The sequence below is a fragment of the Streptomyces sp. NPDC086549 genome, assembly GCF_044746205.1.
GTDB lineage: Bacteria > Actinomycetota > Actinomycetes > Streptomycetales > Streptomycetaceae > Streptomyces.
Genome location: NZ_JBIVBS010000035.1, coordinates 1 through 21,911, shown reverse-complemented (window position 1 = coordinate 21,911; position 21,911 = coordinate 1). Strand labels below are relative to the sequence as shown.

Annotated in this window: 20 protein-coding genes and 5 pseudogenes; 15 read left to right on the top strand and 10 right to left on the bottom strand. The window is 68.7% G+C overall.

What is annotated here, in order from left to right:
- Positions 1-28 precede the first annotated feature (28 nt).
- A complete protein-coding gene (locus ACIPSA_RS49115) occupies positions 29-1,384 on the top strand; it encodes an IS4 family transposase (protein ID WP_402648215.1) in 1,356 nt (451 codons plus the stop codon).
- 17 nt (positions 1,385-1,401) lie between these two features.
- Here the strand turns inward: ACIPSA_RS49115 and ACIPSA_RS49110 are convergent.
- From ACIPSA_RS49110 to ACIPSA_RS49085, 6 genes and pseudogenes are all read right to left on the bottom strand, one after another.
- A pseudogene (locus ACIPSA_RS49110) lies at positions 1,402-1,563 on the bottom strand (transposase); the annotation flags it as partial.
- Between the two features lie 20 nt (positions 1,564-1,583).
- Positions 1,584-1,721, bottom strand: a complete 138-nt coding sequence (locus ACIPSA_RS49105; RefSeq protein ID WP_402648213.1) for a hypothetical protein — start codon at positions 1,719-1,721, stop codon at positions 1,584-1,586.
- Between the two features lie 201 nt (positions 1,722-1,922).
- A pseudogene (locus ACIPSA_RS49100) lies at positions 1,923-2,210 on the bottom strand (hypothetical protein); the annotation flags it as partial.
- Positions 2,198-2,494 carry a hypothetical protein gene (locus tag ACIPSA_RS49095; protein ID WP_402648210.1) on the bottom strand — a complete coding sequence of 99 codons (297 nt, stop codon included), beginning with the start codon at positions 2,492-2,494 and terminating at the stop codon, positions 2,198-2,200. The gene ACIPSA_RS49095 and the pseudogene ACIPSA_RS49100, both read right to left, overlap by 13 nt.
- A 229-nt stretch (positions 2,495-2,723) precedes the next feature.
- A complete protein-coding gene (locus ACIPSA_RS49090; protein WP_402648207.1) occupies positions 2,724-3,368 on the bottom strand; it encodes a response regulator in 645 nt (214 codons plus the stop codon).
- Positions 3,356-4,612, bottom strand: a complete 1,257-nt coding sequence (locus ACIPSA_RS49085) for a histidine kinase (RefSeq protein WP_402648205.1) — start codon at positions 4,610-4,612, stop codon at positions 3,356-3,358. The genes ACIPSA_RS49090 and ACIPSA_RS49085 overlap by 13 nt, the downstream gene beginning before the upstream one ends.
- A 103-nt stretch (positions 4,613-4,715) precedes the next feature.
- Here ACIPSA_RS49085 and ACIPSA_RS49080 point away from each other — a divergent pair, with 103 nt between their 5' ends.
- Positions 4,716-5,222, top strand: a complete 507-nt coding sequence (locus ACIPSA_RS49080) for a hypothetical protein (RefSeq protein ID WP_402648202.1) — start codon at positions 4,716-4,718, stop codon at positions 5,220-5,222.
- A 57-nt stretch (positions 5,223-5,279) separates the two neighbouring features.
- Complete coding sequence (locus tag ACIPSA_RS49075) at positions 5,280-5,915, top strand: class I SAM-dependent methyltransferase (protein ID WP_402648199.1); 636 nt, start codon at positions 5,280-5,282, stop codon at positions 5,913-5,915.
- Positions 5,916-5,980: 65 nt separating this feature from the next.
- Here the strand turns inward: ACIPSA_RS49075 and ACIPSA_RS49070 are convergent.
- Positions 5,981-6,085 (bottom strand): annotated as a pseudogene (locus ACIPSA_RS49070) (helix-turn-helix domain-containing protein); the annotation flags it as partial.
- Positions 6,086-6,112: 27 nt separating this feature from the next.
- Between ACIPSA_RS49070 and ACIPSA_RS49065 the strand changes: the two are divergent.
- From ACIPSA_RS49065 to ACIPSA_RS49055, 3 genes are all read left to right on the top strand, one after another.
- Positions 6,113-7,015, top strand: a complete 903-nt coding sequence (locus ACIPSA_RS49065) for a helicase associated domain-containing protein (protein WP_402648197.1) — start codon at positions 6,113-6,115, stop codon at positions 7,013-7,015.
- Positions 7,016-8,273: 1,258 nt separating this feature from the next.
- Complete coding sequence (locus ACIPSA_RS49060) at positions 8,274-8,633, top strand: trypco2 family protein (protein ID WP_402648195.1); 360 nt, start codon at positions 8,274-8,276, stop codon at positions 8,631-8,633.
- A 41-nt stretch (positions 8,634-8,674) separates the two neighbouring features.
- Positions 8,675-12,613, top strand: a complete 3,939-nt coding sequence (locus tag ACIPSA_RS49055) for a trypsin-like peptidase domain-containing protein (protein ID WP_402648194.1) — start codon at positions 8,675-8,677, stop codon at positions 12,611-12,613.
- 100 nt (positions 12,614-12,713) lie between these two features.
- On the opposite strand, the gene ACIPSA_RS49050 is transcribed toward ACIPSA_RS49055, so the two are convergent.
- The gene (locus tag ACIPSA_RS49050; RefSeq protein WP_402648191.1) at positions 12,714-13,130 is read right to left on the bottom strand and encodes a Wadjet anti-phage system protein JetD domain-containing protein; all 417 of its coding nucleotides are present in this window, start codon (positions 13,128-13,130) and stop codon (positions 12,714-12,716) included.
- A 296-nt stretch (positions 13,131-13,426) separates the two neighbouring features.
- On the opposite strand from ACIPSA_RS49050, the gene ACIPSA_RS49045 reads away from it, so the two are divergent.
- From ACIPSA_RS49045 to ACIPSA_RS49020, 6 genes and pseudogenes are all read left to right on the top strand, one after another.
- Positions 13,427-13,897 (top strand): carbamoyltransferase N-terminal domain-containing protein, encoded by a 471-nt coding sequence (locus ACIPSA_RS49045; protein WP_402648188.1) that lies wholly within the window; start codon positions 13,427-13,429, stop codon positions 13,895-13,897.
- Positions 13,898-14,040: 143 nt separating this feature from the next.
- On the top strand, positions 14,041-14,547 hold the full coding sequence (locus ACIPSA_RS49040) for a carbamoyltransferase C-terminal domain-containing protein (protein WP_402648186.1): 507 nt from the start codon (positions 14,041-14,043) through the stop codon (positions 14,545-14,547).
- A 31-nt stretch (positions 14,548-14,578) separates the two neighbouring features.
- Entirely contained in the window at positions 14,579-15,052 is a 474-nt protein-coding gene (locus ACIPSA_RS49035) for an NUDIX hydrolase (protein WP_402648184.1), read from the top strand.
- 151 nt (positions 15,053-15,203) lie between these two features.
- Positions 15,204-16,202, top strand: coding sequence for a hypothetical protein (locus tag ACIPSA_RS49030; protein ID WP_402648260.1), 999 nt, complete (start codon positions 15,204-15,206; stop codon positions 16,200-16,202).
- A complete protein-coding gene (locus tag ACIPSA_RS49025) occupies positions 16,199-16,450 on the top strand; it encodes an FAD-dependent oxidoreductase (protein WP_402648182.1) in 252 nt (83 codons plus the stop codon). The genes ACIPSA_RS49030 and ACIPSA_RS49025 overlap by 4 nt, the downstream gene beginning before the upstream one ends.
- Positions 16,451-16,498: 48 nt before the next feature.
- A pseudogene (locus ACIPSA_RS49020) lies at positions 16,499-16,671 on the top strand (BRCT domain-containing protein); the annotation flags it as partial.
- A gap of 194 nt (positions 16,672-16,865) precedes the next feature.
- Here ACIPSA_RS49020 and ACIPSA_RS49015 read toward each other — a convergent pair.
- The gene (locus tag ACIPSA_RS49015; RefSeq protein WP_402648179.1) at positions 16,866-19,802 is read right to left on the bottom strand and encodes an AfsR/SARP family transcriptional regulator; all 2,937 of its coding nucleotides are present in this window, start codon (positions 19,800-19,802) and stop codon (positions 16,866-16,868) included.
- 150 nt (positions 19,803-19,952) lie between these two features.
- Here ACIPSA_RS49015 and ACIPSA_RS49010 point away from each other — a divergent pair, with 150 nt between their 5' ends.
- Positions 19,953-20,363, top strand: coding sequence for a hypothetical protein (locus ACIPSA_RS49010; RefSeq protein WP_402648177.1), 411 nt, complete (start codon positions 19,953-19,955; stop codon positions 20,361-20,363).
- A gap of 216 nt (positions 20,364-20,579) precedes the next feature.
- Here ACIPSA_RS49010 and ACIPSA_RS49005 read toward each other — a convergent pair whose 3' ends face one another.
- Positions 20,580-20,708 carry a hypothetical protein gene (locus ACIPSA_RS49005; RefSeq protein WP_402648271.1) on the bottom strand — a complete coding sequence of 43 codons (129 nt, stop codon included), beginning with the start codon at positions 20,706-20,708 and terminating at the stop codon, positions 20,580-20,582.
- Between ACIPSA_RS49005 and ACIPSA_RS49000 the strand changes: the two are divergent.
- Both ACIPSA_RS49000 and ACIPSA_RS48995 read left to right on the top strand, forming a co-directional pair.
- Positions 20,698-21,003, top strand: a pseudogene (locus ACIPSA_RS49000) (transposase); the annotation flags it as partial. The gene ACIPSA_RS49005 and the pseudogene ACIPSA_RS49000 overlap by 11 nt on opposite strands.
- An 11-nt stretch (positions 21,004-21,014) precedes the next feature.
- Positions 21,015-21,719 (top strand): transposase, encoded by a 705-nt coding sequence (locus ACIPSA_RS48995; protein WP_402648175.1) that lies wholly within the window; start codon positions 21,015-21,017, stop codon positions 21,717-21,719.
- Positions 21,720-21,911 lie beyond the last annotated feature (192 nt).

The window sequence follows — 21,911 nt, the reverse complement described above, 5'->3', positions numbered from 1 at the left end:
CGCCGGGGTGCTGGTTCGTTGACCGGACATGCATCCATGGATCGGTTTATCCGATGAGGTTCGGCTCGGGTTGCTCACCGAGTGGATCGTTCCTGAGCTGGTGGACGAGGTGCTGACCGCGTGCGGTCGGCGGGATACCAAGCCCCGTCCTCTGTCGAGCCGGTTCATGGTCTACTTCGTGCTTCCTCTGGCGCTGTTCCAGCAGGACTCCTACGACGATGTCGCGGAGAACCTGGTCGGCGCCCTGGGCGAGATGGATCAGTCGGTCCCGAACAAGCCCTCCTTCACCAGGGCCCGGCAGCAGCTTGGGGCCGCACCGCTGGAAGGAGTGTTCCGCCGAGTGGCCGGGGCGATCGCTCCGCCCACTCTCGAGCCCGCGTTCTGGCGCGGGACGAGAGTTGCCGCGGTCGACGGGTTCTTGCTGGACGTACCGGAGAACAACACGACACGTGCCGCTTTTGGTGGGCAGGTGGACAGTGCCGGTCGACCCATCGGGTTCCCGCAGGCCAGGGTCGTGACGCTGACCGAGACCGGTACGCACGCGACGATCGACGCGCGAATAGGCAGTTTCAAGGGCGGTGGTGGCGAGCCCGCGCTGGCGACAGAGATGGCCGGCAGTGCCGCCGGCATGCTGGTGATCACGGACCGGGCCTTCCCCGGTGTCGCACTGTGGAAGGCATATACGCAGGCCGGAGCGCACTTACTGATCAGAGCCCGCACCTTCGTCGCCGCGAAGCCTATGGAGATCTTGCCTGACGGGACCTATCTGACCCGGATGAATCTCGCCGGGCAGCGGCGCTCCCATCCGGGCGGGGTGACAGTCAGGGTCATCGACTACCAGGTCGACGACGGCGAGACAACCAGGCTGCTGACCGACCTGCTCGATCCAGAGTCCTGGCCCGCTGAGGAGCTGGCGGCCCTGTATCACGAGCGCTGGGAGGTCGAATCCGCCTACCGGCAGCTGAAGACCTTCCAGCGGGGAAAGACCGAGGTGCTTCGGTCGGCGTCGCCGGAACTGGTACGGCAGGAGATCTGGACTCACCTGACCCTCCATCACTGCCTGAACCGGATCATCATGCGGCTGGCCGACGGCGAGAGTCTGGACCCCGACCGGATCTCATTCGTCAAGGTCCTCAAGCACACACGACGCAGCGTCGTCCTCCAGGCAGGCCAATCAACCCGACGTCTACGTCAGTTCATGAAGCGGATGGCCGCGAAAGTCGTGCGCAAGCTCGACAACGGTCGCCGGCGACTACGCGCAGCGGACCGCTACATCCGCCATCCGGTCCCGCAGTACATCGTGCGCAAGAAAGACCAGGTCAGGCGAGGCACACGACAGGTTCCGGAAAAGATCATCACCCTTACGCCCGCGATACTTCAGTAGCTCAAGCAACGGCATTGGCCGTTGTCGACGATGTAGCGCAGGGCGTCGACGATCTCGCGTCGGGGATGTGCCTCCGGGCGGCCGCCGCTCGGGGTCTGGCAGGCCGGCACCGGCAGCAGCGGCTCGATGAGCGACCACTGAAGATCGGTTGTGTCCGAGGGGTAGCGGCGCTGCCGCATTGCGTCCGCCTCCCCTTCCATCAGGCGATCAGGCCGGGGGTCGACTCGACGGAGTTGAGCTGGGCGACGATGTGGCGCAGGCGTTTGTCGTCCGGGTCCAGGGCGGCGTGCGGGGCGATGGTGCCGGTGATCAGGCGGCGGACCTCAGTGAGCAGCACGTGCACCCGGGCCGTCTCGTAGGCCTCCAGGTCGACTGGGGAAGAGTCGGTGTTCCAACCCTGCGCTATTCGGCTCGGAAGCTAGATGATCAATTCCAAGGGATGCCTGCGGAGGGTGTGGGATGGGCGGTGGCCGAAGCCACCGCGAAACGGTCAGCGCGGCGGGCTGCTGGCCCTGGTTGTCGAGGTGGCAGCGGGCGGTCAGGCGTCAGGGTCGACTTCGGGGTGCGTGAACCGCACGGGCTTGCCCAGCGACCGGGCGTAGGCGATTTCGGCTCGGGTGCTGTCTCCGATGTAGTCGCCGACTACGAGCACCTCATCAGCGAGCCGGATCTTCGCCCGGTGCAGATCGTCGAGTCGAACCTTCAGCGCCTCGGCCTCGACAGGATCGGACCAAAGTTCGTGCGGCGACTTCATGTTAATGCCCGGTTTGACGACAATCTTTCCGGCTTTGGTCTCCCGCAGATCGGCCTCGTTCATCTCAACAGGACCTCGGTCGTGGCCGAGCGGGCGTCCGGCTCCGGCTCCGCCCGGTCCGCGTACGCCGGCGAGCCGCAGTCCAGATAGATCACCGGCACACTGGCGGCGAAACGGTCCCGGACCGCGCGCAGCAGCCGCCCCTTGCCCATGCCCGGGCCACCGGTGACCAGCACCACGGGACGGTCGGGCCCGTACAACGGTTCGCGGTCGGCGCCCGATGGTGACCGTCCGAGCAGGCGCGCGAAGAAGCCCTCCTCGTCGAGGAGTCTTTCGAATCCCAGGGCTTCACACACGGATCCCTCATGGAGGCTCTCCCGCCCGGGAGCGGGGTGACGGTGGAAGGAGATTATTGGAGCATAGGTCCTCTGTTCGGACACCGGTGGTTACAAGGCAGGAAGTTGGCGATATTGGGCACGGAGTCCCGGGACGCGCCGGCACCACCTCGGACGCCCGGATGTCATGCCGGAGAAAGGCCGGAAAGGCCCAAGTGGAAGGGGATGCGGTCCGCAGGGTCGGCCGGGATCAGGCCACGCCGAGGAAGCTCAGTACGGCGAGCACCCGGCGGTGGTCGGCGTCCGCCTTCGGCAGGTCGAGCTTGGCGAAAATGTTGTTGATGTGCTTGGCCACCGCGCTCTCGCTGACCACGAGTTGCCCCGCTATCCCGGCGTTGGACCGGCCGCCCGCCATCAGCTCCAGGACCTCGCGTTCCCGCGGGGTGAGCCGGTCCAGCGGGCCGCTGTGGCGGCGCACCAGAAGCTGCGAGACGACCTGCGGGTCCAGCGCCGTCCCGCCGGCCGCGACCCGGCGTAGCGCGTCCACGAACTCCTCCACGTCCGCGACGCGTTGCTTGAGCAGATAGCCGATGCTGGAGGTGTTGGCGGACAGCAGATCGGCCGCGTACCGCTCCTCCACATACTGCGAGAGCAGCAACGCCGCGGTCTTTGGCCACTGTTGCCTGATGACCAGCGCGGCACGCACGCCCTCGTCCGTGAAACCGGGGGGCATGCGGACGTCCACCACGGCGATGTCCGGTCGGTGCTCCTCCACCGCGGTCAACAGCGCCTGCCCGTCGTCCACTTCGGCGACGACCTCGAAGCCGGCCATCTCCAGGACCTTGACCACCCCGACCCTGAGCAGTACGGAATCCTCGGCGATCACGGCACGCACGGCAGCTCCACGGTGATGACGGTCGGCCCCCCGACGGGGCTGTCGACCGACAGCGTGCCATCGACCGAGGCGACCCGCTTGGCCAGCCCCGCCAGCCCGGTACCACCGGTGGGTTCCGCGCCGCCCACCCCGTCATCGCTGATGACGACCAGCAGCGTCTTCCCGAAGCGCTCCACGGTGACCTCGGCGCTGGACGCCTCCGCGTGCTTCACCACGTTCGTCAGCGCTTCGGAGACGACGAAGTAGGCGACCGCCTCGATCGTGGGCGACGGCCGCGACGGCAGGTCCACCTTCACCCGTACCGGGAGGGGGGCCCGGGCGGCGATGCCGGACAGTGCGGCGTCCAGGCCGCGGTCCTCCAGCACGGCCGGGTGCAGCCCGCGCACCAGGCCGCTCAGCTCCTCTATCGCCTCCTTCGCCTCCCGGTGCGCCTCGCCGATCACCTGGCGGGCCTCCTCGGGCAGGTCGGTGAGCGTGGCCTTGGCCAGGCCGAGGTTGACCGCCAGGGAGACCAGCCGCTGCTGGGCACCGTCGTGCAAGTCTCGTTCTATACGCCGTCGTTCGGCATCGGCCGCGTCCACCAGGCCGGTCCTGCTCTCGGTCAGGTCCTCGACCCGGCGCGCCAACTGCTCCTCGCGGCTGGGCCCGAGCAGGACGGTGGCGGTGCGGGTGTCGAGCCGGGAGAGGGCGTCGGTCGACAACCGCGCGATGTGGAGCAGGGCGAGCCCCGCCGCGGTGACGTACGCCGCCCAGGTGTAGTAGCCGGGATGGTCGACGCGCCAGTCCAGCGGCACCAGCCAGATCCACAGGTAGATCGAGGTGGCGGTGACGGCCACGACCCATGCCAGGAGGGTGAAGGACCCCGCGAGAGCGAGCAGCGGCCCGTCCAGCAGGTGGTACCTGAGCTGCCGGTGCCCCGCCCGGGATCGCAGCCACTCCGGCAGCCGGGGCCGCTGTCCCGCGTAAGGCGAGGGGATGGCCACGTCGAGCCGGGTGCGGAAGCGGCCGCGCTGCACCTCGGTCAGCAGCGGCCCGCCGAGCACGATGGCCGTGAACGGGATGAACACCGCGAGGAGCAGTTGGCCCGCCGGGTCGAGGACCGGGAGGAAGAGCAGCCACGGCAGGGACACGACGAAGAGGACGCCGAGCTGGACGAGGACGCCCGTGACGAGGAACGAGACCGGTCGTCCGGCTCCCTGGAACGGGAACAGAAGTAGGCGCCGCAGGCGGGCGGTTGTGTGCATGGGGAAACGGTAGGTGTCCGGGCCGGGGGCGGGCCATGGCAAGAGCATCCGCCTCGGGGTGTAGCTAGTGCCACCCCCACAACGGACATTCGCGTTACTGACCGTGAGCGCCTGGCGGGCGAGGCTGGAGGCCGTGAAGGAGCACCGGGAACGCGAGGAGACCGATCCGATGAGCACGCTGAGCGTCTGCCGACTTCAGGACGAGGCCCGCGGCTCGGCCGGCCTGCGCATCGGCCGCCGGTACCGCCTGGAACACGTCCTGGTCGGCTGCGGGCTGGCCCTGCTGCCGTGGCTGGTCGTGCTGGCCAACGGTCTGCCGGGGACCGCCATCGCCTCGAACTGGTGCACCGCCTGGATCGGCTTGGACGCCTTGGAGGCGCTGGGTCTGATCGCCACGGGGCTGCTGGCCGTACGCGGCCACCAGCTGCACGCCCTGACGGCCACCGCCACCGCGACGCTGCTGGTGGTCGACGCCTGGTTCGACACGATGACCGCGGCACCGGGCGCGGATCAGGTCTCGGCGATAGCGATGGCGCTCGGCGCGGAACTGCCACTGGCGGTGGTGTGCGTCGTGCTGGCGGTACGAGGGGCTGCCCGCCCGACGGCCTGATCCTCGCTCCCGGCCCCGCTCACTTCCCGTACGCCACCGTCCCACCGGAGGAGATCCATGTCTCACGCTGTCCTGACCAAGCCCGCCGTCCGCTGGGCGCTCGCCGCCGGTGCCGTCGCCGCCGGCGCCCTGTGGTTCGGCGACAAGGCCCCTTACCCGTACGCCCAACACAAGCTGCTGGACCTGCCGTTGCCGTATCTGACCGCGAACCGCCTGGACGCCGTGCTGCGGCCCAGGCCAGGTGAGCGGGTGCTGGAAGTCGGTCCCGGCACCGGCCTGCAGTCGCTGCACGTCGCTCCCCAACTCGGCCCGGACGGACGGCTGGACGTCCTGGACATCCAGCCGGAGATGCTCGACCACGTGATGCGCCGCGCGGAACGGCACGGCGTCGCCAACATCACGCCCACCCGAGGTGACGCTCGTGAACTCCCCTTCCCTGACCGCACGTTCGACGCCATGTACCTGGTGACCGCACTGGGCGAGGTACCGGAGCCGGAGCGGGTGCTGGCCGAGGCGGTCCGGGTGCTCACCCCCGGCGGCCGACTGGTGGTCGGCGAGTTCTTCGACCGCCACTGGATCCCCTTCGGCACCTTGCACCGCCTCGCCGACGACTCCGGCCTCCACCTGGCCGCACACCGTGGCTCCACCCTCGCCTACCTAGCCCGCTTCCGCCCCTGCGCCGCGGCAGCGTAGGGACGGGCCCGGGTGTACTGCCCCGGGAGGCCGGGGACGCGGCCGGGCGGCTGGTTTTTTTACCCGCGGAGCAGGATGCGCAGGCCCTCGTGGCTGATGTCGTCGACCACCCCCTCGGCGACCAGGAAGTCGGCCAGTTTGGTCAGGCTCCAGGTAGAGAACGGCAGGCCGTCCACCCCGAACGCATCGCCCGCGCCATGGACTTTGCCTCCTTCGACCCCCGCGACGAGGCAACCTCCCGCTCCCGACGCCTGGGAATCGCCGCAGCCCAGGCTTACCGCGACCAGCACGGCTACCTCGACGTCCCCGCCGACTACACCGACCCCACCGGCTACACCCTCGGCACCTTCATCACCACCATGCGCGAAGCCCACAGCGCAGGCAGTCTCAAACCGGAGTGGATCGCCGACCTCGACGCCCTCGACATGATCTGGGACAAGCACGACGCCGCCTGGCGCGTCCACTTCGCCGCCGCCGACTACCACCGCACCCACGGCCACCTCGCCATCCCCGTCACCACACCCCTCGGCGCCTGGCTCGCAGAGCAACGCCACCTCGCCACCAAGAACACCCTCGCCCCCGCCCGCGCCATCGCACTGAGCACCCTCGACCCGCACTGGCAACTGCCGCACGGCGCCGACTGGCAGCGCAAATACCACCTGCTGCGCACCCACCTCGCCGACGGCGCCGACCCGGCAGCCCTCACCCGCACCACCCACCTCGGGGACGTGAAGATCGGCTCCTGGCTGCACCGTCAACTCACCACCTGGAACACCCTCCATACCGGCCAGCAGCACCTGATGACCGCCCTCGGCCTGACCCCCGACACCAACCCCCTCAACCCCGCCCCCCGGACCCGCCGCACCTTCGAACAGACCACCCAGATCCTGGAGCTCTTCCTCCACCGTGAAGGCCGCGCACCCGCCCCCCGCGAAACCATCCGCGTCGATGGCGACACCGTCCGGATCGGCGCCTGGCTCGCCAAGAATCGCACCCGACACCGCACCGGCCAGCTTCCCAGTGAGCAAGCCGGACTGGTCTCCGCCCTGTTCGACGGGGACTGGACCTACGAGGACGCCGCGCCCGCAGCCCAGGTGTGACTGGTGCAGACTCACAGCTGAGCCAGTCTCGGATTTCCACGGTGCGATCGACACCGGCAGCCCGAGCTGCCCGCGAGTTCGTGGGCAGCGGACGTGACCCGTTCGGGAGAAACCCAGCTGTGCCAGACCAGCTCATCCGCGTGGAGAACCCACCCACGAGGTGGCGGACCTAACGAAGCAGCCGTCGGTGCGACATGGCCTCTCTGCAGCCGCGACGCACCGACGAAGACCGGGCCGGATGCCCCGAATTTCCCGGACACGGGCGCATCGGCCTGCGCGGTCGTTCGGTCGGCGGCGGCTCGAGGCCGACGCCTAGGTCCTCCAGTCTCGCAGATTCCTCTTGCACCGCCGGTTCAGCGCTCGAGGAATTCGCTGCCGGTCGAGCAGGCAGCGCAGGCGGTGAAGACGGCCGTCCCCAGGGCAGTAGCCCAGACAGGGCTGAGATGACATGGCTCAGCCCCAGCAGCGTCTCAGCAACATCTGCCCGCTCGGTTCGATTCAGCGCCGCAACAGCGACACCAGCGCACAGCACAGCGATGGCCGCCACGGCGACAGCACCGAGAACAGCCAACCAGATCGGTATTCCCGACGCGGCGGTGCCGACAGGAACGGACAGAGTGGTCAATGAATGGCCTCCAAAGGACGACGAAGGCCCCCGGCGACTTCCGGGGGCCTGTGACAGCGCATAAGAGAAAAGGCCCCCACTCCTCGAATCCGAGGAAAGGACAGCCCGGCAAGCAGTTCGGGCGCTCTGGGCGCCCGATGGAGCAGTACTGTAGCACCTTCTCGACGAGGGTCAACTGACCAGCTCAGCAAGCCTGTTGGCCGCTCAGAGTGAAACGGGGGAGTGCACTGTGATGCCGCAGTGCCGACGGCGCCGCGCACGTGCAGCGCCAGACTGCTCCGCCGCGCGACTATCCGACTTCGCGCCGCGGACGGGTGAGTTGCGGTCGTGAGTCCGGGCGGGTCGCCGAGGAAACGGCTACGAAGATCACGACAAGTTCTTGATCTTCGAGGGGGCGTCTCATGCGTTTCCCCCACACTGCCGTCGCCGCCTTTGCCATGCTCATCACCCAGGCTGGCGCTGCACACGCCGCTCCGGCGGCACCCGACCGCGCCGGGAATCCCCAGGTGGGCGACGCAAATCGTGTCGATATTTAGGTTCAGCAGAGAAAGAGCAAGCGCAGACACTACTCTCGGCATCCATCCGGTCACTTGTGGTTCAGGTGGGCGTATGGCTCTGCATATAGGGGGGACGATGAGCGGGGATTTTGAAGGCGTTCAGCTGGGGGACGCCGTCCAGTCGCTGCGTGACGAACTGCTGGACGCCGCGGGCCGGGGTGCCGGTCAATCGGTCCGATTCGCGGTCGACTCGATCGAGTTGGAGTTCACTGTCGAGCTCCGCAAGGGCGTCTCGGGCAGCGCTGGTGTCAAGGCGTGGGTAGTCACCGCCGGATCCGACGTATCGCGGACCCGGGTCGACACGCATCACGTGAAGCTGGTTCTGCGGCCCAAGGACGCAACGACGGGACGCGAACTGGAGATTGGCAGTGCCGACCTCGGCGGCACCGCCAATTTCGGCCGGGCCGCGTCCGCGAACGGTGGCGGGTCCAGGTGAAGCTGGCGCCTCTCCGATCTGCCAGGAATTACAGGTAGGCCGTGAACCCGCACATGCAGCGCGTCGCGGCCGTCTTTAGCTCGCAGCGGCAGGGCAGCGGCTATCTTCTCGGGCCGCGGCTGGTTCTTACCGCCGCGCATGTGGTGAAGACGCGACAGACCGCCGACGTCCGGGTGGCCGGCTCAGCCAGCCCGGTGGAGTGCGACGTTGTATGGCTGCCCAAGAACGACGAATGCGACGCGGCTTTGCTGTGCGCCCGAGAGGACATCGTCCCGGGCCCCTTAACCCCGCTACGCTGGGGTGAGCTGACCAGCCTGGAGATTCAAGCCAACTGCCAGGCCATCGGCTTCCCGGAAGCCCAGCGAGACGAGGGAAACAACCTCGACAGCGAGCAGCTCGCGGGCTCGGTCCTCCCAGGGACGGGAAGGCTGCGAGGCTGGTACGTGCTGGAGACTCGGGGCGTCCCGCCCGAGACTGGAGGCGACCGGTCGCCCTGGGCAGGCATGTCGGGGGCTGGGCTCTTCTGTGACGACGCGCTGATCGGCGTGGTGGTCAGGGCACCACGCGGCTGGCACAACGGCCGGGTGGAAGCGGTGTCGATGCGGGAGATCGCCGACGAATCATTTTGTGAAGCCCTGCGCCGACACGGCGGCCCTCAGACCGTCCTGGAGGCACTCGACGGGCGCAGGGAATCGGCCTACCGGCAGGGAGTGGTAAGCAGTCTCGCGCCCACCAAGTTGGTCGGCCGGGAGGCCGAGCTTGCCCAGCTGCACCGCTTCTGCACCGGCGACGGGCGATCCATGTGGTGGCGAGGGGACGCGTGGTCCGGCAAGACGGCCTTGCTCGCGACGCTGGTCATGAATCCACCACCTGACACCGACCTCGTGGCGTTCTTCGTCAACTCACGACGGCCGGGGCACCACGATATCCAGGCATTCTCCCGCTGGACGTTCGAACAGCTCTGGGCCCTGCTCAACCGTCAGGGAAGTCCACCGGTCGGCGAACACGCCGACCCTGTGCTGCTTCCCCAGCTTCTGCGTGAGGCGAGAACCCGCGTCGCCGGCTACGGCCGGCGGCTGGTCCTGGTCGTGGACGGTCTCGACGAGGACCTCGGCCCGGTGATGAGCTGGCCCAGGCAGAGGAGCATCGCGAGGCTGCTCGCCGAACTCGCCGAGGACGGAACCGCGGTGATCTGCGCCGGACGGAGCACCGTGAGCCTCCCTTCCGATGTCAACCGCTCGGACATGTTGTGGCGCGAGGGCTCCGCCGAGCTACAGGCATCGCCACACGTCCGGGAGCTGCAGGTCCTGGCCGAGGCCGAGGTCGACCAGATCGTGTCGATCGACGGGGCACCCGAGCAGGTGCGCCGCAGCCGTGAGGTGGTCGCCTACATTGCCGCGGCTGGCGGTGGCCTGACCGCGAACGACCTCGAAGAACTGGTGGGGTGTGAGCTTGCAGTCGTTCATACCGCGCTCCAGGGTGTGGCCGGACGGGTCCTGGCCTCGTCAACACTGGACGGCACCACGACCCATTTCTTCGCCCACGAGTTGCTTTATGCGAGTGCCCTCACCAAATTCGGTCTGGCACTCGACCGGTACCGGGAGCTGATCCACACGTGGGCGGACGTTTATGCCCAAAGCGCCCCGGCGTGGCCGACGGCGACGCCTGCCTACCTTCGGTTCGGCTATCCCGAGCTGCTGATCTCCAGCCAGGACCTTGACCGGCTCACTCGACTTGCTGGCGATCCGGGCCGCCAACGGCTCCTCCTGGAAACCCTCGGCGGCGATGGGGCGAGCCTCACAGAGGTGACGGCGGCTCTTGGAATGCACGCGGCAACGTGCGACCCGGAATCCGAGACCGAGCCCGATCTCGTGGCACTATTCCGGCTGGCCCGGCGACGCGACCATCTCGATGGACGCGCCAGCGGGCTGCCGGTGTCACTGCCGGCGGCGTGGGCGGCGCTCGACGACGAGAGACGAGGCAGGTCGCTAGCCGCCAGCTTCGTATCGGACTGGCATCGTACGGAGGCGCAACGCCGCCTCGGGGAAGGATTCCCCGTCCGGTCGCCGCGATCGCATACCAGGCAGGACCCGGTCCGTCAGGCAGTCGTGGACAGCGGGCTGCTTCCCCGGCGTGACCCGCCCCATGATGGTCTGACCGGCGTCTTCCGCATCACTGATCCGCGGGATCGTCTGGGGGCGTTCGCAGCCCTGAGCGTGGCGGCCGCGGAACAGGGCCGGAGGGCAGAGGCAGCGGAGTTCGCGTGCGCAGCGCAGTCACTGCTGACCGAGACCCCCCGGTACCAGCTCTCCGAGGCCTTAGTTGACGTTCTCGACGCGTTCCGCGCCGCCGGTGATCAGCAGCAGGTTGTGGCGGTGGCACGGCAGTGGACCATGCGTGTTGACTTCACATGCCCGGAGAGCTTCGATGTGTTCCTGCCGGTGATCCTGCGCGCGGAGCCTGCGGACACCGTGCTCAAGTGCGCACACCGCGCCGAGGATCCGGCACAGGACGAGGAGTCACGCTGGTACCGGCGGCGCGCTCTGCGGGCTGTCGTGCGGTGGGCGCTGTTCACTGACCAATACGCTGCGGCTTGGGACGCCGCGTCGGACATCTGGTTCGAGTTCAGCACCGAACGCGCCCTGAACGCCGTCGCCGACGCCGTGGTGCGTGCCGGATCGACGGCCGACGACGTCCAACGCCTTGTCGCCGGAGCCAGCTCACCGGGCTGGGAACGGATCGCTGCCTCCCTCATCAAAGCCGGGCGGCTCGGTGACGCCGAAAGCATCATTCGGGGCCGGCTCACACGGCCGGAGGAGCGCGCTCGGGCGTTGACCGACCTTGCCGTCGCAGTGGGCACGAGTGCCCCGGAACGCGGCAGGAAGCTGCTGGACGAGGTGCACGAGGTCGGTGGGCGCAGCGGTCTCTCGGACGAGGTGCAGTACCGGGTCCGCGCCCTTGTCGCTCTGGGCGAACGCAGCCGGGCCGAAGCTGTCACCAGGGCGATCATCCCCTCCTCCCAGAGGTCCGACCTGCTCGCTGAGGTCGCAGTGTCCTGGGCAGAGGCAGGGGACGCGGAAGAGGCCGAACGGGTCGCCCTCACGATCCACCCACCAGAGGTACGGGCCTGCGCGTTCGGGTCCATGGCAGTCCGCTCACCGCAGCTCGTGAGCCGGTGGTACGCCGCCGCGCTCCGCTCGGCCAAGGAGCTCTCGACGCCTGATTCGTTCGCCGTTCGGACGCAGCTTGCGCGGGCAGCAATCTCGGCCCGCGAGTTCGGCGCCGTTGACAGCATCTTGCGAAGGACCAAAAGGAAAGATGCCCCCAACTTTTCGACCCTGCTGCAGATTCTGGCGGAACCGCTGGTGGCTGCAGGGGCCGAGCATGTTCTGGAGCCATGGTTCGAGTCCGACTTGTTCGTGGCCTACGACCCGGTCCACTGTCTGGCTGCGGCCGCGAAGGGCGCCGCGAGCCGACATGACCTCGCAGCGGCCACCGCTTACGCTGACAGGGCGGCGGACATCTGGCACGAGAAGCTCCAGGCCAACGCCTTTGTTCTCGCACAGTTCGATCTGATCGACGACTCCTTCGTCTCGGAGATGTCCGATTCCGAGCTTGAGGAGGCCCGCTGCGCCCTGGCCGAGGCGCTGACGGCCGCAGGCGACCTGGCCGGCGCCGAGGAACTTCTCGCCTCCTCGACCAGCGCGATCGGCACAGACGCCGCACTGACCGAGTTGGCCTGTGGGTACCTGACGGCAGGCCAAAGCGCGCAGGCCCTGGCCATCGTGGAGAGCGCCGATCCGGACGAACGCCCGGCCATGCTGGCCGTGTTGGCCCGTCGGGCGGCCTCCCTCGGCAGGATGGGAATGGGGCGGCGGATGGCGGGCCGGGCGCTGCTGCACGGCAAGGCGATCGCGGCGCTCGAAGCCATCGCCCGAGTGGCACCAGACGTGGCCCGTGACCTGATCGACGACATCTGAACGATGTGCTGGGTCCGGCGCCCGACAGGCTCGTCTTGGTGGGCTGGGCATTCGACCGGATCTGTCCATCGGGTTGGCAGGGAATTGGAGAGGAATCGGCTCAGCGGGCGTTCTCGGTGTCATCCCGCACCTCAGTGCTCCCGATGATCTGCTCGAGTACGACGGACAGCGAGGGCAGGACGTCGTCGTAGAGGGTCTCGTGCTCACACGCGTCCCCACCGTTGCGGGCGATCTCGGCGGCCAGAGCACGCAGCGGGAGCGGCCCGCTGACAGAGAGTTCCTCTGCGATCTTCAGATTCTCTGCCCGCTTTTCGGGTTTCTGACGGTACTTGGTTCCGTTGCGGTAGAGGTCGACGTTCATACCCACGGGAGTGATGCAACGGCCGGTGCGGTCGGTGAGGTTGGCGATGATCCGGATGCCGTGGGCGTCCAGGTCCTGCCAGGCGGCCACGGGCAGGGGAGCCATGGCCTTGAGGAACGCGACCAGACCATGTGTGGCGTAGCCGGCTCCCCACACGCACAGCCAACGGTCTGCGACGTCCGGGGGAGGCGTCCTTGTTCTCGATCAAGAGGACACCGGCGGCAGTGCTCTCGATCAGACCGAGGCTGAGTAGACCGTGGGCGGGCAGGCCCAGCCATGGCCTGCAGGCAGCAGCGTCAGCGATGACGGTGCCGACGCTCCAGCGCAGCGGTCCCCGCATCCGTAGTTCGGTCTCGCTTCCTTCCACGGCTTGGTCGAAGGGCATGCCGACGAGGTTCGTGAAGGCCTGTCGACGCTGCAGGGTCCATGGGTTCTTCGTGTCGCGCAGCGCTTTGCCAGCCAGCACCTTCGCGGTCAGCGGCTGCGGACTCGACCGCGCACGCCACCACACAGCGGCCGCTCTGACCGTCACCTCGTACACCCGCCAGTCCTCGGTGCCGGCAGTGCTGCTGGGGGGAACTTTGAGGGCGCGGCCTGGGGGAGTGGCGGCCAGCAGGGTCTGCTCTGCGGACAGCTCGGGGACTTGTGACATCAACTGGACAAGTGCGGCCGCCTACGTCCAGGCCGAGACCGAGCACGCCCTGTGCGCGCTCGCCGAACAGACCATCGCCGCGACCGGGCTGGGCAACCTGTGCTTCGCCGGCGGCGTCGCCCTCAACTGCGTCGCCGCCGACAAACTCCGCCGCCTGGACACGGTCACCAGCTACTTCGCCCCACCCGCCGCTCCGACCGCGGCCAAGCCCTCGGCTGCGCCCCGTACGCCTGGCACCGGCTCACCGGCAACCTGCCCCGGCGGCCCCTGACCAGCGACTACTTCGGCCGCGACTACACAGGCGAGGAGATCGAACAGGCACTGCGCCGCGATCCCCGCTCCGGCCTGGTCGAACGTCGCCGGACTCCGTTCACATGGCGGCGCGAGAACGACATCGCCCGCACGGCCGCACAGATGATCGCCGACGGGAAAATCATCGGCTGGTTCCAGGGCGGCAGCGAGCTCGGGCCCCGCGCACTGGGAGCCCGCAGCATCCTCGCCGACCCCCGAACCACCGCCAGCTCCGACGCCCTCAACCAGAGGATCAAACACCGCGAGCCATTCCGGCCATTCGCGCCAGCCGTCCTCGCGGACCACGCCTCCACCTGGTTCGACCTCGACGTGGCCAGCCCGTTCATGCTGCTCGCCCCGCCAGTCCACTCCGACCACGCCGACAAGATCGCCGGAGTCGTACACGTCGACGGGACCGCCCGCGTCCAGACCGTCGACACGGCCGCTGCCCCCGCCTACGGGCAGCTCATCAGGCACTTCCACCAGCTCACCGGCGTGCCCGTCGTCCTGAACACATCCTTCAACGACCGCGAGCCCATCGTCGAAAGCCCCGCCGACGCCCTCGCCACGTTCCAGGCCTGCGACCTGGATGCAGCGTGCATCGGCGAATACCTCGTCCAGCGGCCCTGACCCCGCTTGCGGGACTGCCACACTGAAAGGCATGACGACCTCCACTCCGCCGCTGAGGGAAGCCGCCCGTGCCATCCTGCTCGACTCCGACGACCGCGTCCTGCTGCTGCGCTACGACGAGAACGGCGGCTTCTGGGCCACACCGGGCGGTTCGCTGGAGCCGGGGGAGGACGACACCACGGCAACGCTCCGTGAGCTGCACGAGGAGCTCGGCATCGACAAGCACGCGGTCGAACTGGGTGTGCAGCTCGCGGAGCGCAGCAAGGACCACTTGGTCGGCGGACGCCAGGTCCGCCAGGTGGAGAAGTACTTCCTCGCCCGGGTCGGCGCGGACGCGGTCGACCCGGCCCGTGCCACGCAGCCCGACAACATCCGCGAATACCGCTGGTGGACCGTCACCGACCTGCGCCGCACCCAGGAGACGGTGTATCCCGTAGGCCTCGCTGACCTCGTTGCCCGCGTCCGTGATGGCCGCATCCCCCAACATCCCGTCGTGCTGGCCTGACCCTTTGACCGATCGCACCGGATCAGCCAAGGAAGCACGAGCGGCTCGACTCGATGGCGAACTCGTAGACCAGGTACGTAGGCTGCCTTCGCTTCCGACGCCGAAGCACAGAACGGCGAAGTAGCCGGCGGCATGCAGCGGGCACTGTTCGCTGACCTGCCGGGACGCGCGAGGAGGGACGCCGACCTACGCTGAAGGTCCCGCAGGAGGTCCCCGTGCCGCCCTTCACTCTGCCCGCCCGCTCGCACTGGCCCGCGCAGTCGACACCATTCCCGAGGCGCCGGGCTGGACGCTCGAGCCGAAGTGGGACGGCTGGAGATGCCAGATCCACACCGCTACCTGGCGGGTGTGGAGCCGACACGGCACTGACCTGTCCCGGAGTTTCTCCGACATCACAGAGGCGGCCGCCGGCTTGCCGGACGCCGTCCTCGACGGTGAGCCGGTCGCAGTGCTCAACGATGGCTCGGGTGTGGCGTTCGACCGCCTGCAGACCCGAGCTGGACGCCACGGCCCGCGGCGCGGCGCCGACTTCACCGTCCACGTCGCCCTCTTCGACATCCTCGCCATCGGCGAAACCGACTGGCGCCCCCGCCCCTACGCCGAGCGGCGCGTCGGGCTGCTGCGTCTCCTCGAAGGCGGCCCGACCACCCTGCGCGCGGTGCCGACAACCGAGGACGTAGGGCAGGCCCTCGATTGGGTCGGAGCACTTGCGGGCGTGGAAGGCCTCGTAGGCAAGCGGACCGACGCACCGTGCGTGGCCGGCCTTGCTTCGGGCTGGGTGAAGTGGCGCCAGCGGCACACCACCGAGGCCGTGGTCATCGGGGTGACCGGAGCGACTCCGGCGGCGCAGGCCCTCGTGCTGGGCCTGCCGAAGGGCGGCCGGATGAGGGCCGGCGGCGTGAGTCTTCCGCTTGCCCAGCAGGTGCGCCTGGCTGTGGCGCCGCTCTTGCGCGCGGCCGGTGGGGGCATGCAGGAGCTGCCGGGCACTGTGGGCGGGCTGCCGGGCGCGGATCCCGTGCGCTTCCTGCCGGTCAAGCCGGAGATCGTGGTGGACCAGGAGCGACTGGAGTTCGGCCGTTATCGGCACAGGCCGCGTGTCCGCCGGGTTCGTGGCGACCTGTCGCCCGGGCTGGTCGATGAGGGGCAGTGATCAGGAAGCGGTGGAGGGACTTCCCGGAAGAGGTATTCGCCAAGGCCCAGTCGTGGATGCGCGACCACTACGCCTACGGAGAGGCTTCCGTACTCCTGCCCGGCCAGCACACGGAACTGTTCCCCGACATCCCCACATCCGAGGGACCGCTGCATTTCGCGGGAGACCACACGCCCATCAAGCCCGCCTGGATCGAGGGCGCACTCGAATCCGCCGTCCGGACAGCACTGCAGGTCCACACGGGCTGACAGCCGCTTGCTGGCGGCGGCGATCGCCACCGCCAGCAAGCGGTCTCCGAGAAACTCAGCCGCAACCAGATGACGGAGTTGATCGAACGGGCCGGTGGCCACTCTTGCTCCAGCGTCTCCAGGAAGACCACCCCGTCGTGGCCGGCGACGACGCAGGATCCAAGCGGGCCAAGGCTGAAACCCTCGGCATCCGCCTGTCGACCCCGGACGAAGTCGCCGCCCAGGGTTACCCCGGGCGACAGCACCGTCGCCATGCGGGACGGCGCCGTCGTCCCCCCGAAACCGCCGGCCACCAGGTACAGCTTCGTCAGCCCATCCCGTACGCAGTGGCCGACGCGCGGTCTGTCCGGCAGGCCGGCCGGAGGTTCAGTGATCCCTGATCAGACAGACATCTCCGATCAGGGACATGACCACCTCACGGCGACGATGGCCGCGCCGGAGCGTTCGTCTGGTTGATGTCGCCGATCGTCTGCCACAGCCGCATCGCTCGCTCTCGGTGATGGTTCGCCAAGTGGTGGACGCCGGCGGCGGCGTCCAGGTCGCCGATCAGTTGCCAGCAGGTGGCCTCGTCCTGACGGTCGCCGTGCCGGTGGAACAGGCCCGCCGCGCGCTCCAACGCAGGGCTCGCCCGGTCCCGGTCGTGCTGACCGGCGTACACGCGGCCGACTTCCAGCAGCGTGTACGCGGCGCACCGCTCGTCGGCCAGTTCCTCGAAGGTGGCCAGCGCCTGCCCCAGACAGCGCAGCGCCTCGTCCGGATCACCACGCCGATCGTGCAGCCGGCTGAACCGCCGCAGAACCACGGCCACGCGATGCCCGTCGCCCAGCGCCCTGGCCTGGCTCAAAGCCCCGTCGAACCATGACTCCGCCTCGTCGAGCTCGCCCTGCATTAGCTTCATCACGGCCATGGAGCAGGACAGCTGCGCTTCGATGTGCCGGTCGCCCTCACCGACCGCGATGGACAGTGCGTGCTCGACACGTTCGAGGGCTTCGTCGTCACGGCCCTGCACCCGACTGACCGTAGCCAGCATGGCAACCGACAGCGCCTCGCCGCGTTTGTCCCCACCGTCCTGGCACAGCCCGAGGGAGGACTCAAGGGCCCGGGTGGCCCGACCGAACTCGTCCTGGTAGATGTGCAGTTGGCCAAGACCGCGTAGCAGCACCGATGCGCCGCGCCCGTTGCCGGCGGCCTCGGCCGCGTCCAACGCGAGCCGGTGCCCGTGCTGCCAGTCCTGATAGAGGCACCGGTGGTCGTAGTAGGTTGCCGCGCCGGCCGCCAGCTCCCAGGCCAACTCGTCCCGGCCCCAGTCCACGGCCAGTTTCACCGCGCCGAGCAGGTTGTCGCGCTCCGCGTCGAACCAGCCGGCCGGGTCGGCCATCAGCCGGTCCACGACCGCATCGGACAGCGACCGGCGCGGTGCCGAACCGGGCGCGGCGGCCAGCAGCCCGGCTGCCGGCAGCCGATCGGTGCCGCGCCCGATCAGCTCAAGCCAGACGGACAGCACCCGGATGATCGCGTCCCGCTTGTCCTCCATGGGCAGCGGAGCGGCGTTCTCCACGGCACAGGTCCTGATCAGGTCGTGCAGCCGGTAACGCGGCTGGCCCAGGGCGTCGGTGGCGGTCAGCCGCACCAGGCTGGCGTCGACGAGGGTGTCCAGCACCTCTTCGCCGTCCGCGCGGTCCAGCAGCGGTCCGACCACCCAGCCGGGCAGGGTGTAGGGGCCGAGCAGACCCAACAGGCTCAGCGCGCGCACCGCGTCGGCCGGCAGCAGCCGCAAGCTCAGTTCGACACTGGCTCGCACGCTGAGGTCCCCGATCCTCAGCTCTGCCAGCCGCCGTGACTCGTCCTCGATCCGTTCCCGCAGTACCCGCAGCGACCAAGCCGGGCGGCCCGTGAGCTTGCCGCTGGCGAGGCGGATCGCCAGCGGCAGATTGCCGCAGCAGTCGAGGATCCCGTCGGCCTCCGCCGGTTCCCGTTCGACCCGCCGCCGGCCGACGATGCCGGTGAACAACTCCCGTGCCTCTGCCGGGCTCAGCACGTCCAGGTCGATGTGCCGGGCGCCGGGAAGTTGCGTCAGCAGAGTGCGGCTGGTGATCAATACGGCACAGCCCACGGCGCCGGGCAGCAACGGCATCACCTGATCGGCGTGACCGGCATCGTCCAGCACCACCAGCATGTGACGGTCCACCAGCAACGATCGGTAGAGCGCGGCTCGCTCGGACAGGCCGCTCGGGATCGCGCTGCCGGTGATCGAGAGCGCACGCAGTGCTTCGGCCAGCATCAGCCCCGGGTCCCGTGGCTCGTTGGATGTTGCCGCGAGGTTGAGGTAGAGCTGGCCGTCGGGGAAGTCGGCGCTCGCCAGCCGCGCAGCGTGCGTCACCAGGCAGGACTTGCCGACACCGGGACCGCCCACGATGACGGCCACCCGGGCCCGGTTCGGCGCCGACCCGTCGAGCAGCCCGGCGATCTCGGCCAGTGCTTCGGCCCGGCCCACGAAATCGGGTACGTCGAGGGGAAGTTGACGCACCGGCATCGACATTGCCGGTCCGGGGGCCGCCGGGGCAGGGCTCTCCGGTCGCGTGGCCGAGGGACCGTCTGCTGGGATCGTAGCCGCCAGGGCGGGATCTGCGGTCAGGATGCGCTGATGCAGCGCCTGCAACGGCGGGGTGGGGTCGACGCCGAGCTCGTCGGCCAGTGTCCGGCGCAGCCGCTCGTACACCTGCAGCGCCTCACCTTGTCTTCGACACCGGTAGAGGGCGACCATCAGGTGCTCGGCGACCTGCTCGTCGTAGGGGTGCTCGCAGAGCAGAGCGGTCAGTTCATCAATGACCTCTCGATGACGCCCCAGGTCGAGTTCGATGGCCAGGCACTGTTTGTGCGTGGCCGCGCGTCTCTCGTTCAGCCGTGCCGCATCGATCTCCAGGGCTTGGCTGGGAGTGTCGGCCAGGGCGTTTCCGCGCCAGCAAGCGAGCGCCCGCCGCAACGCGGCTGCTCTCTCGAACGGGGCCGTGTGCTGTTCGGAGAGGTGTCGCTCGTGGTCGAACTCCAGCAGGTCGAGCTGGCCTTGAGCCAGGTGGATCTCGTAGCCGCCGCGCCGCGTACTGATCAAGGAGCCGGGTGCTCCGCACGCGGCGAGGTTGCGGCGCAGCCCGGAGAGAGCGTCCTGGATTTGACGGACCGCGGTGGCGGGCGCTATCGCGTCCCACATCACGGCGATAAGCCGTTCCATGGCGACGACGTTGTTGGCGTCGATCAGAAGCGCGGCCAGCATCTTGGCCTGCCGCGGTCCGTCTAATCGGACCTCGCGTCCGGTGATCTGGGCATGCAGCGGCCCCAGTACGCCGAATCTCATCTTCCCCCCGGCACTTCATGATCAGCGTTGGTCATCTCGCTGACCTGGCACTAGGACGAATCTAGGACGGCCGAAGGACCCGTGTCCATAGCGTCACTGTGAGGCACTCAGCCGTGCCGCGACGTTGTCAGGCGATCAGGAGGAAGTCTCATGTACATCGGCAAGAAGCTGGCTGCGACCACGGCGCTGGTCGGCGCCATAGCCACGGGCGGGGTGTTGGCCGCCACCCCGGCGAGCGCGGCCATCACGGATATGGGAATCCACCTGACCACCGGGCACAACGTGGGTCTGTACAACGACTACAACGTCATTGACAACGCCGACAAGGCCACTCAGCAGGACCTCATCTACAACGCGAATCCGAACGTCACGGACGGTATCGAGGTCGACTGCTGGAGCGACAAGGGAAAGATGCTGGACCAGGGGAACCGCTGGTACCACACGAAAACCGAGTACTACAACCACCTCGGGTACTCGCTGCACATTTATGCGTGGACCTACGCCCCCTACGTGGACGGCGAGGCCGGCATCCGGGCCGGCCTGCAGAAGTGCGGCTACTAGTAGGACACCGTTACTGAGGTTTTCACGGTGGGGTCGGTGTGCGAGGGTCAGGCCGGTGGCGGTGAGGCAGCCGTCGATCAGGTGCATGAACCGTCACCACCCGACGACAACCCGAAAACCTCAGTAGGAACCTGCCGGACCGTGCAGCGGCGCGAGCCGCACAGCACTGCTGCCCCCGACCATTTTGGTCGGGGGCAGCAGTGCGTCGGGGGTCGGTCAGCTGGCTGCCGTGGCCTTGGCGAGGGCCTTGTCGAGATGGCGGTCGACAAGGGCCGGGGAGCCGGAGACGACCAGCAGCAGGCTGCCGTCGCGGATCGCGGTCTGCTTGACCACGGCCGTGGTCAAAGAGTTAGCGGGCCGAGCGGGATCACGGTTGCTGGCGATACTCGCGGTGGGCCTGTCCCGTCACACAGCCCTGCGCACCCTGCTGCGCATCCCGTTGCCCACCGGGCGGGTGCCCCGCGTGATCGGCGTCGACGATTTCGCCCTGCGCCGGCGGCACCGCTATGCCACCGTGGTGATCGACGCCGAGACCCATGAGCGGATCGACGTGCTGCCTGACCGTACGGCCGACATGCTGGAAGCGTGGCTGCGCGAGCATTCGGGTGTCGAGGTCGTGTGCCGCGACGGCTCAACCTCGCCAAAGGCAACTTGGTCAAAAAGAAGCCGGCCCTCATCGAGGCCCTGACCGGGCAGTTCGAAGACCACCACGCCCGGCTGCTGAGGGTGCTGCTGGGCACCGTCGACCACCTCACCGCACAGATCCACGAACTCGACTGGCTGATCGCCAGGACGCTGGAGCAGATCACCACCCCGCCAGACCGCTCGGGAACCGGGAGCAAGCCCGCTACAACAGTCAGTGCACTGGCTCTGGCCGAGAAGCTGGACGCCGTCCCCGGGATCGGACCGGCCACTGCGCAGGTCATCCTCGCCGAGATCGGCGCGGACATGAGCCGGTTCCCCACGCCCGAACACCTCGTCTCCTGGGCAAAGTTGTGCCCCCGCGCCATCCAGTCCGGCGCGAAGAGCAGCACGGGTCCGGCCGGGCAGGGCAACCCCTGGCTCAAGGGCGCCCTCGGCGAGGCCGCCAACGCCGACGCCCGCACCGACACCTTCCTCGGCGCCCGCTACCGCCGCATCGTCAAACGCCGCGGCCAGGCCAAAACCCTGGTCGCCGTCGCCCGCTCGACACTCGTCATCGCCTGGCACCTGATCAACGACCCAGACGCCTCCTACCAGGAGCTCGGCGCCGACTGGCACCGCCGCCACCTCGACCCCGCCCGCAAGACCCGCGATCTCGTCCGCCAGCTCCAGGCCCTCGGCCACCAAGTCGCCCTCACACCGGCATCAGCCTGACTGGCCCGTCTCACCGCCATCCGGTCCGCAGGCGGCCCGGATGCTGGCGCCTGCCCTCCCGAACATCGATTTTCCGATCAGCTTCAGGGTTGAGCTCAGTAGCTGTTGTCGTTCCGATCTTGAGGGGTGTGCGTCGAACGGGAGTCTCGATCGGGTGGTTGCCGCTGGCTGCGGGCATGAAGGCAGGGCCTC

Coding starts and splice junctions, on each gene's coding strand:
- ACIPSA_RS49115 (WP_402648215.1), top strand. CDS start 29: ATGCATCCATGGATCGGTTTATCCGATGAGGTTCGGCTCGGGTTGCTC.
- ACIPSA_RS49085 (WP_402648205.1), bottom strand. CDS start 4,612: ATGCACACAACCGCCCGCCTGCGGCGCCTACTTCTGTTCCCGTTCCAG.
- ACIPSA_RS49075 (WP_402648199.1), top strand. CDS start 5,280: ATGTCTCACGCTGTCCTGACCAAGCCCGCCGTCCGCTGGGCGCTCGCC.
- ACIPSA_RS49065 (WP_402648197.1), top strand. CDS start 6,113: ATGGACTTTGCCTCCTTCGACCCCCGCGACGAGGCAACCTCCCGCTCC.
- ACIPSA_RS49060 (WP_402648195.1), top strand. CDS start 8,274: ATGAGCGGGGATTTTGAAGGCGTTCAGCTGGGGGACGCCGTCCAGTCG.
- ACIPSA_RS49040 (WP_402648186.1), top strand. CDS start 14,041: ATGATCGCCGACGGGAAAATCATCGGCTGGTTCCAGGGCGGCAGCGAG.
- ACIPSA_RS49035 (WP_402648184.1), top strand. CDS start 14,579: ATGACGACCTCCACTCCGCCGCTGAGGGAAGCCGCCCGTGCCATCCTG.
- ACIPSA_RS49015 (WP_402648179.1), bottom strand. CDS start 19,802: ATGAGATTCGGCGTACTGGGGCCGCTGCATGCCCAGATCACCGGACGC.
- ACIPSA_RS49010 (WP_402648177.1), top strand. CDS start 19,953: ATGTACATCGGCAAGAAGCTGGCTGCGACCACGGCGCTGGTCGGCGCC.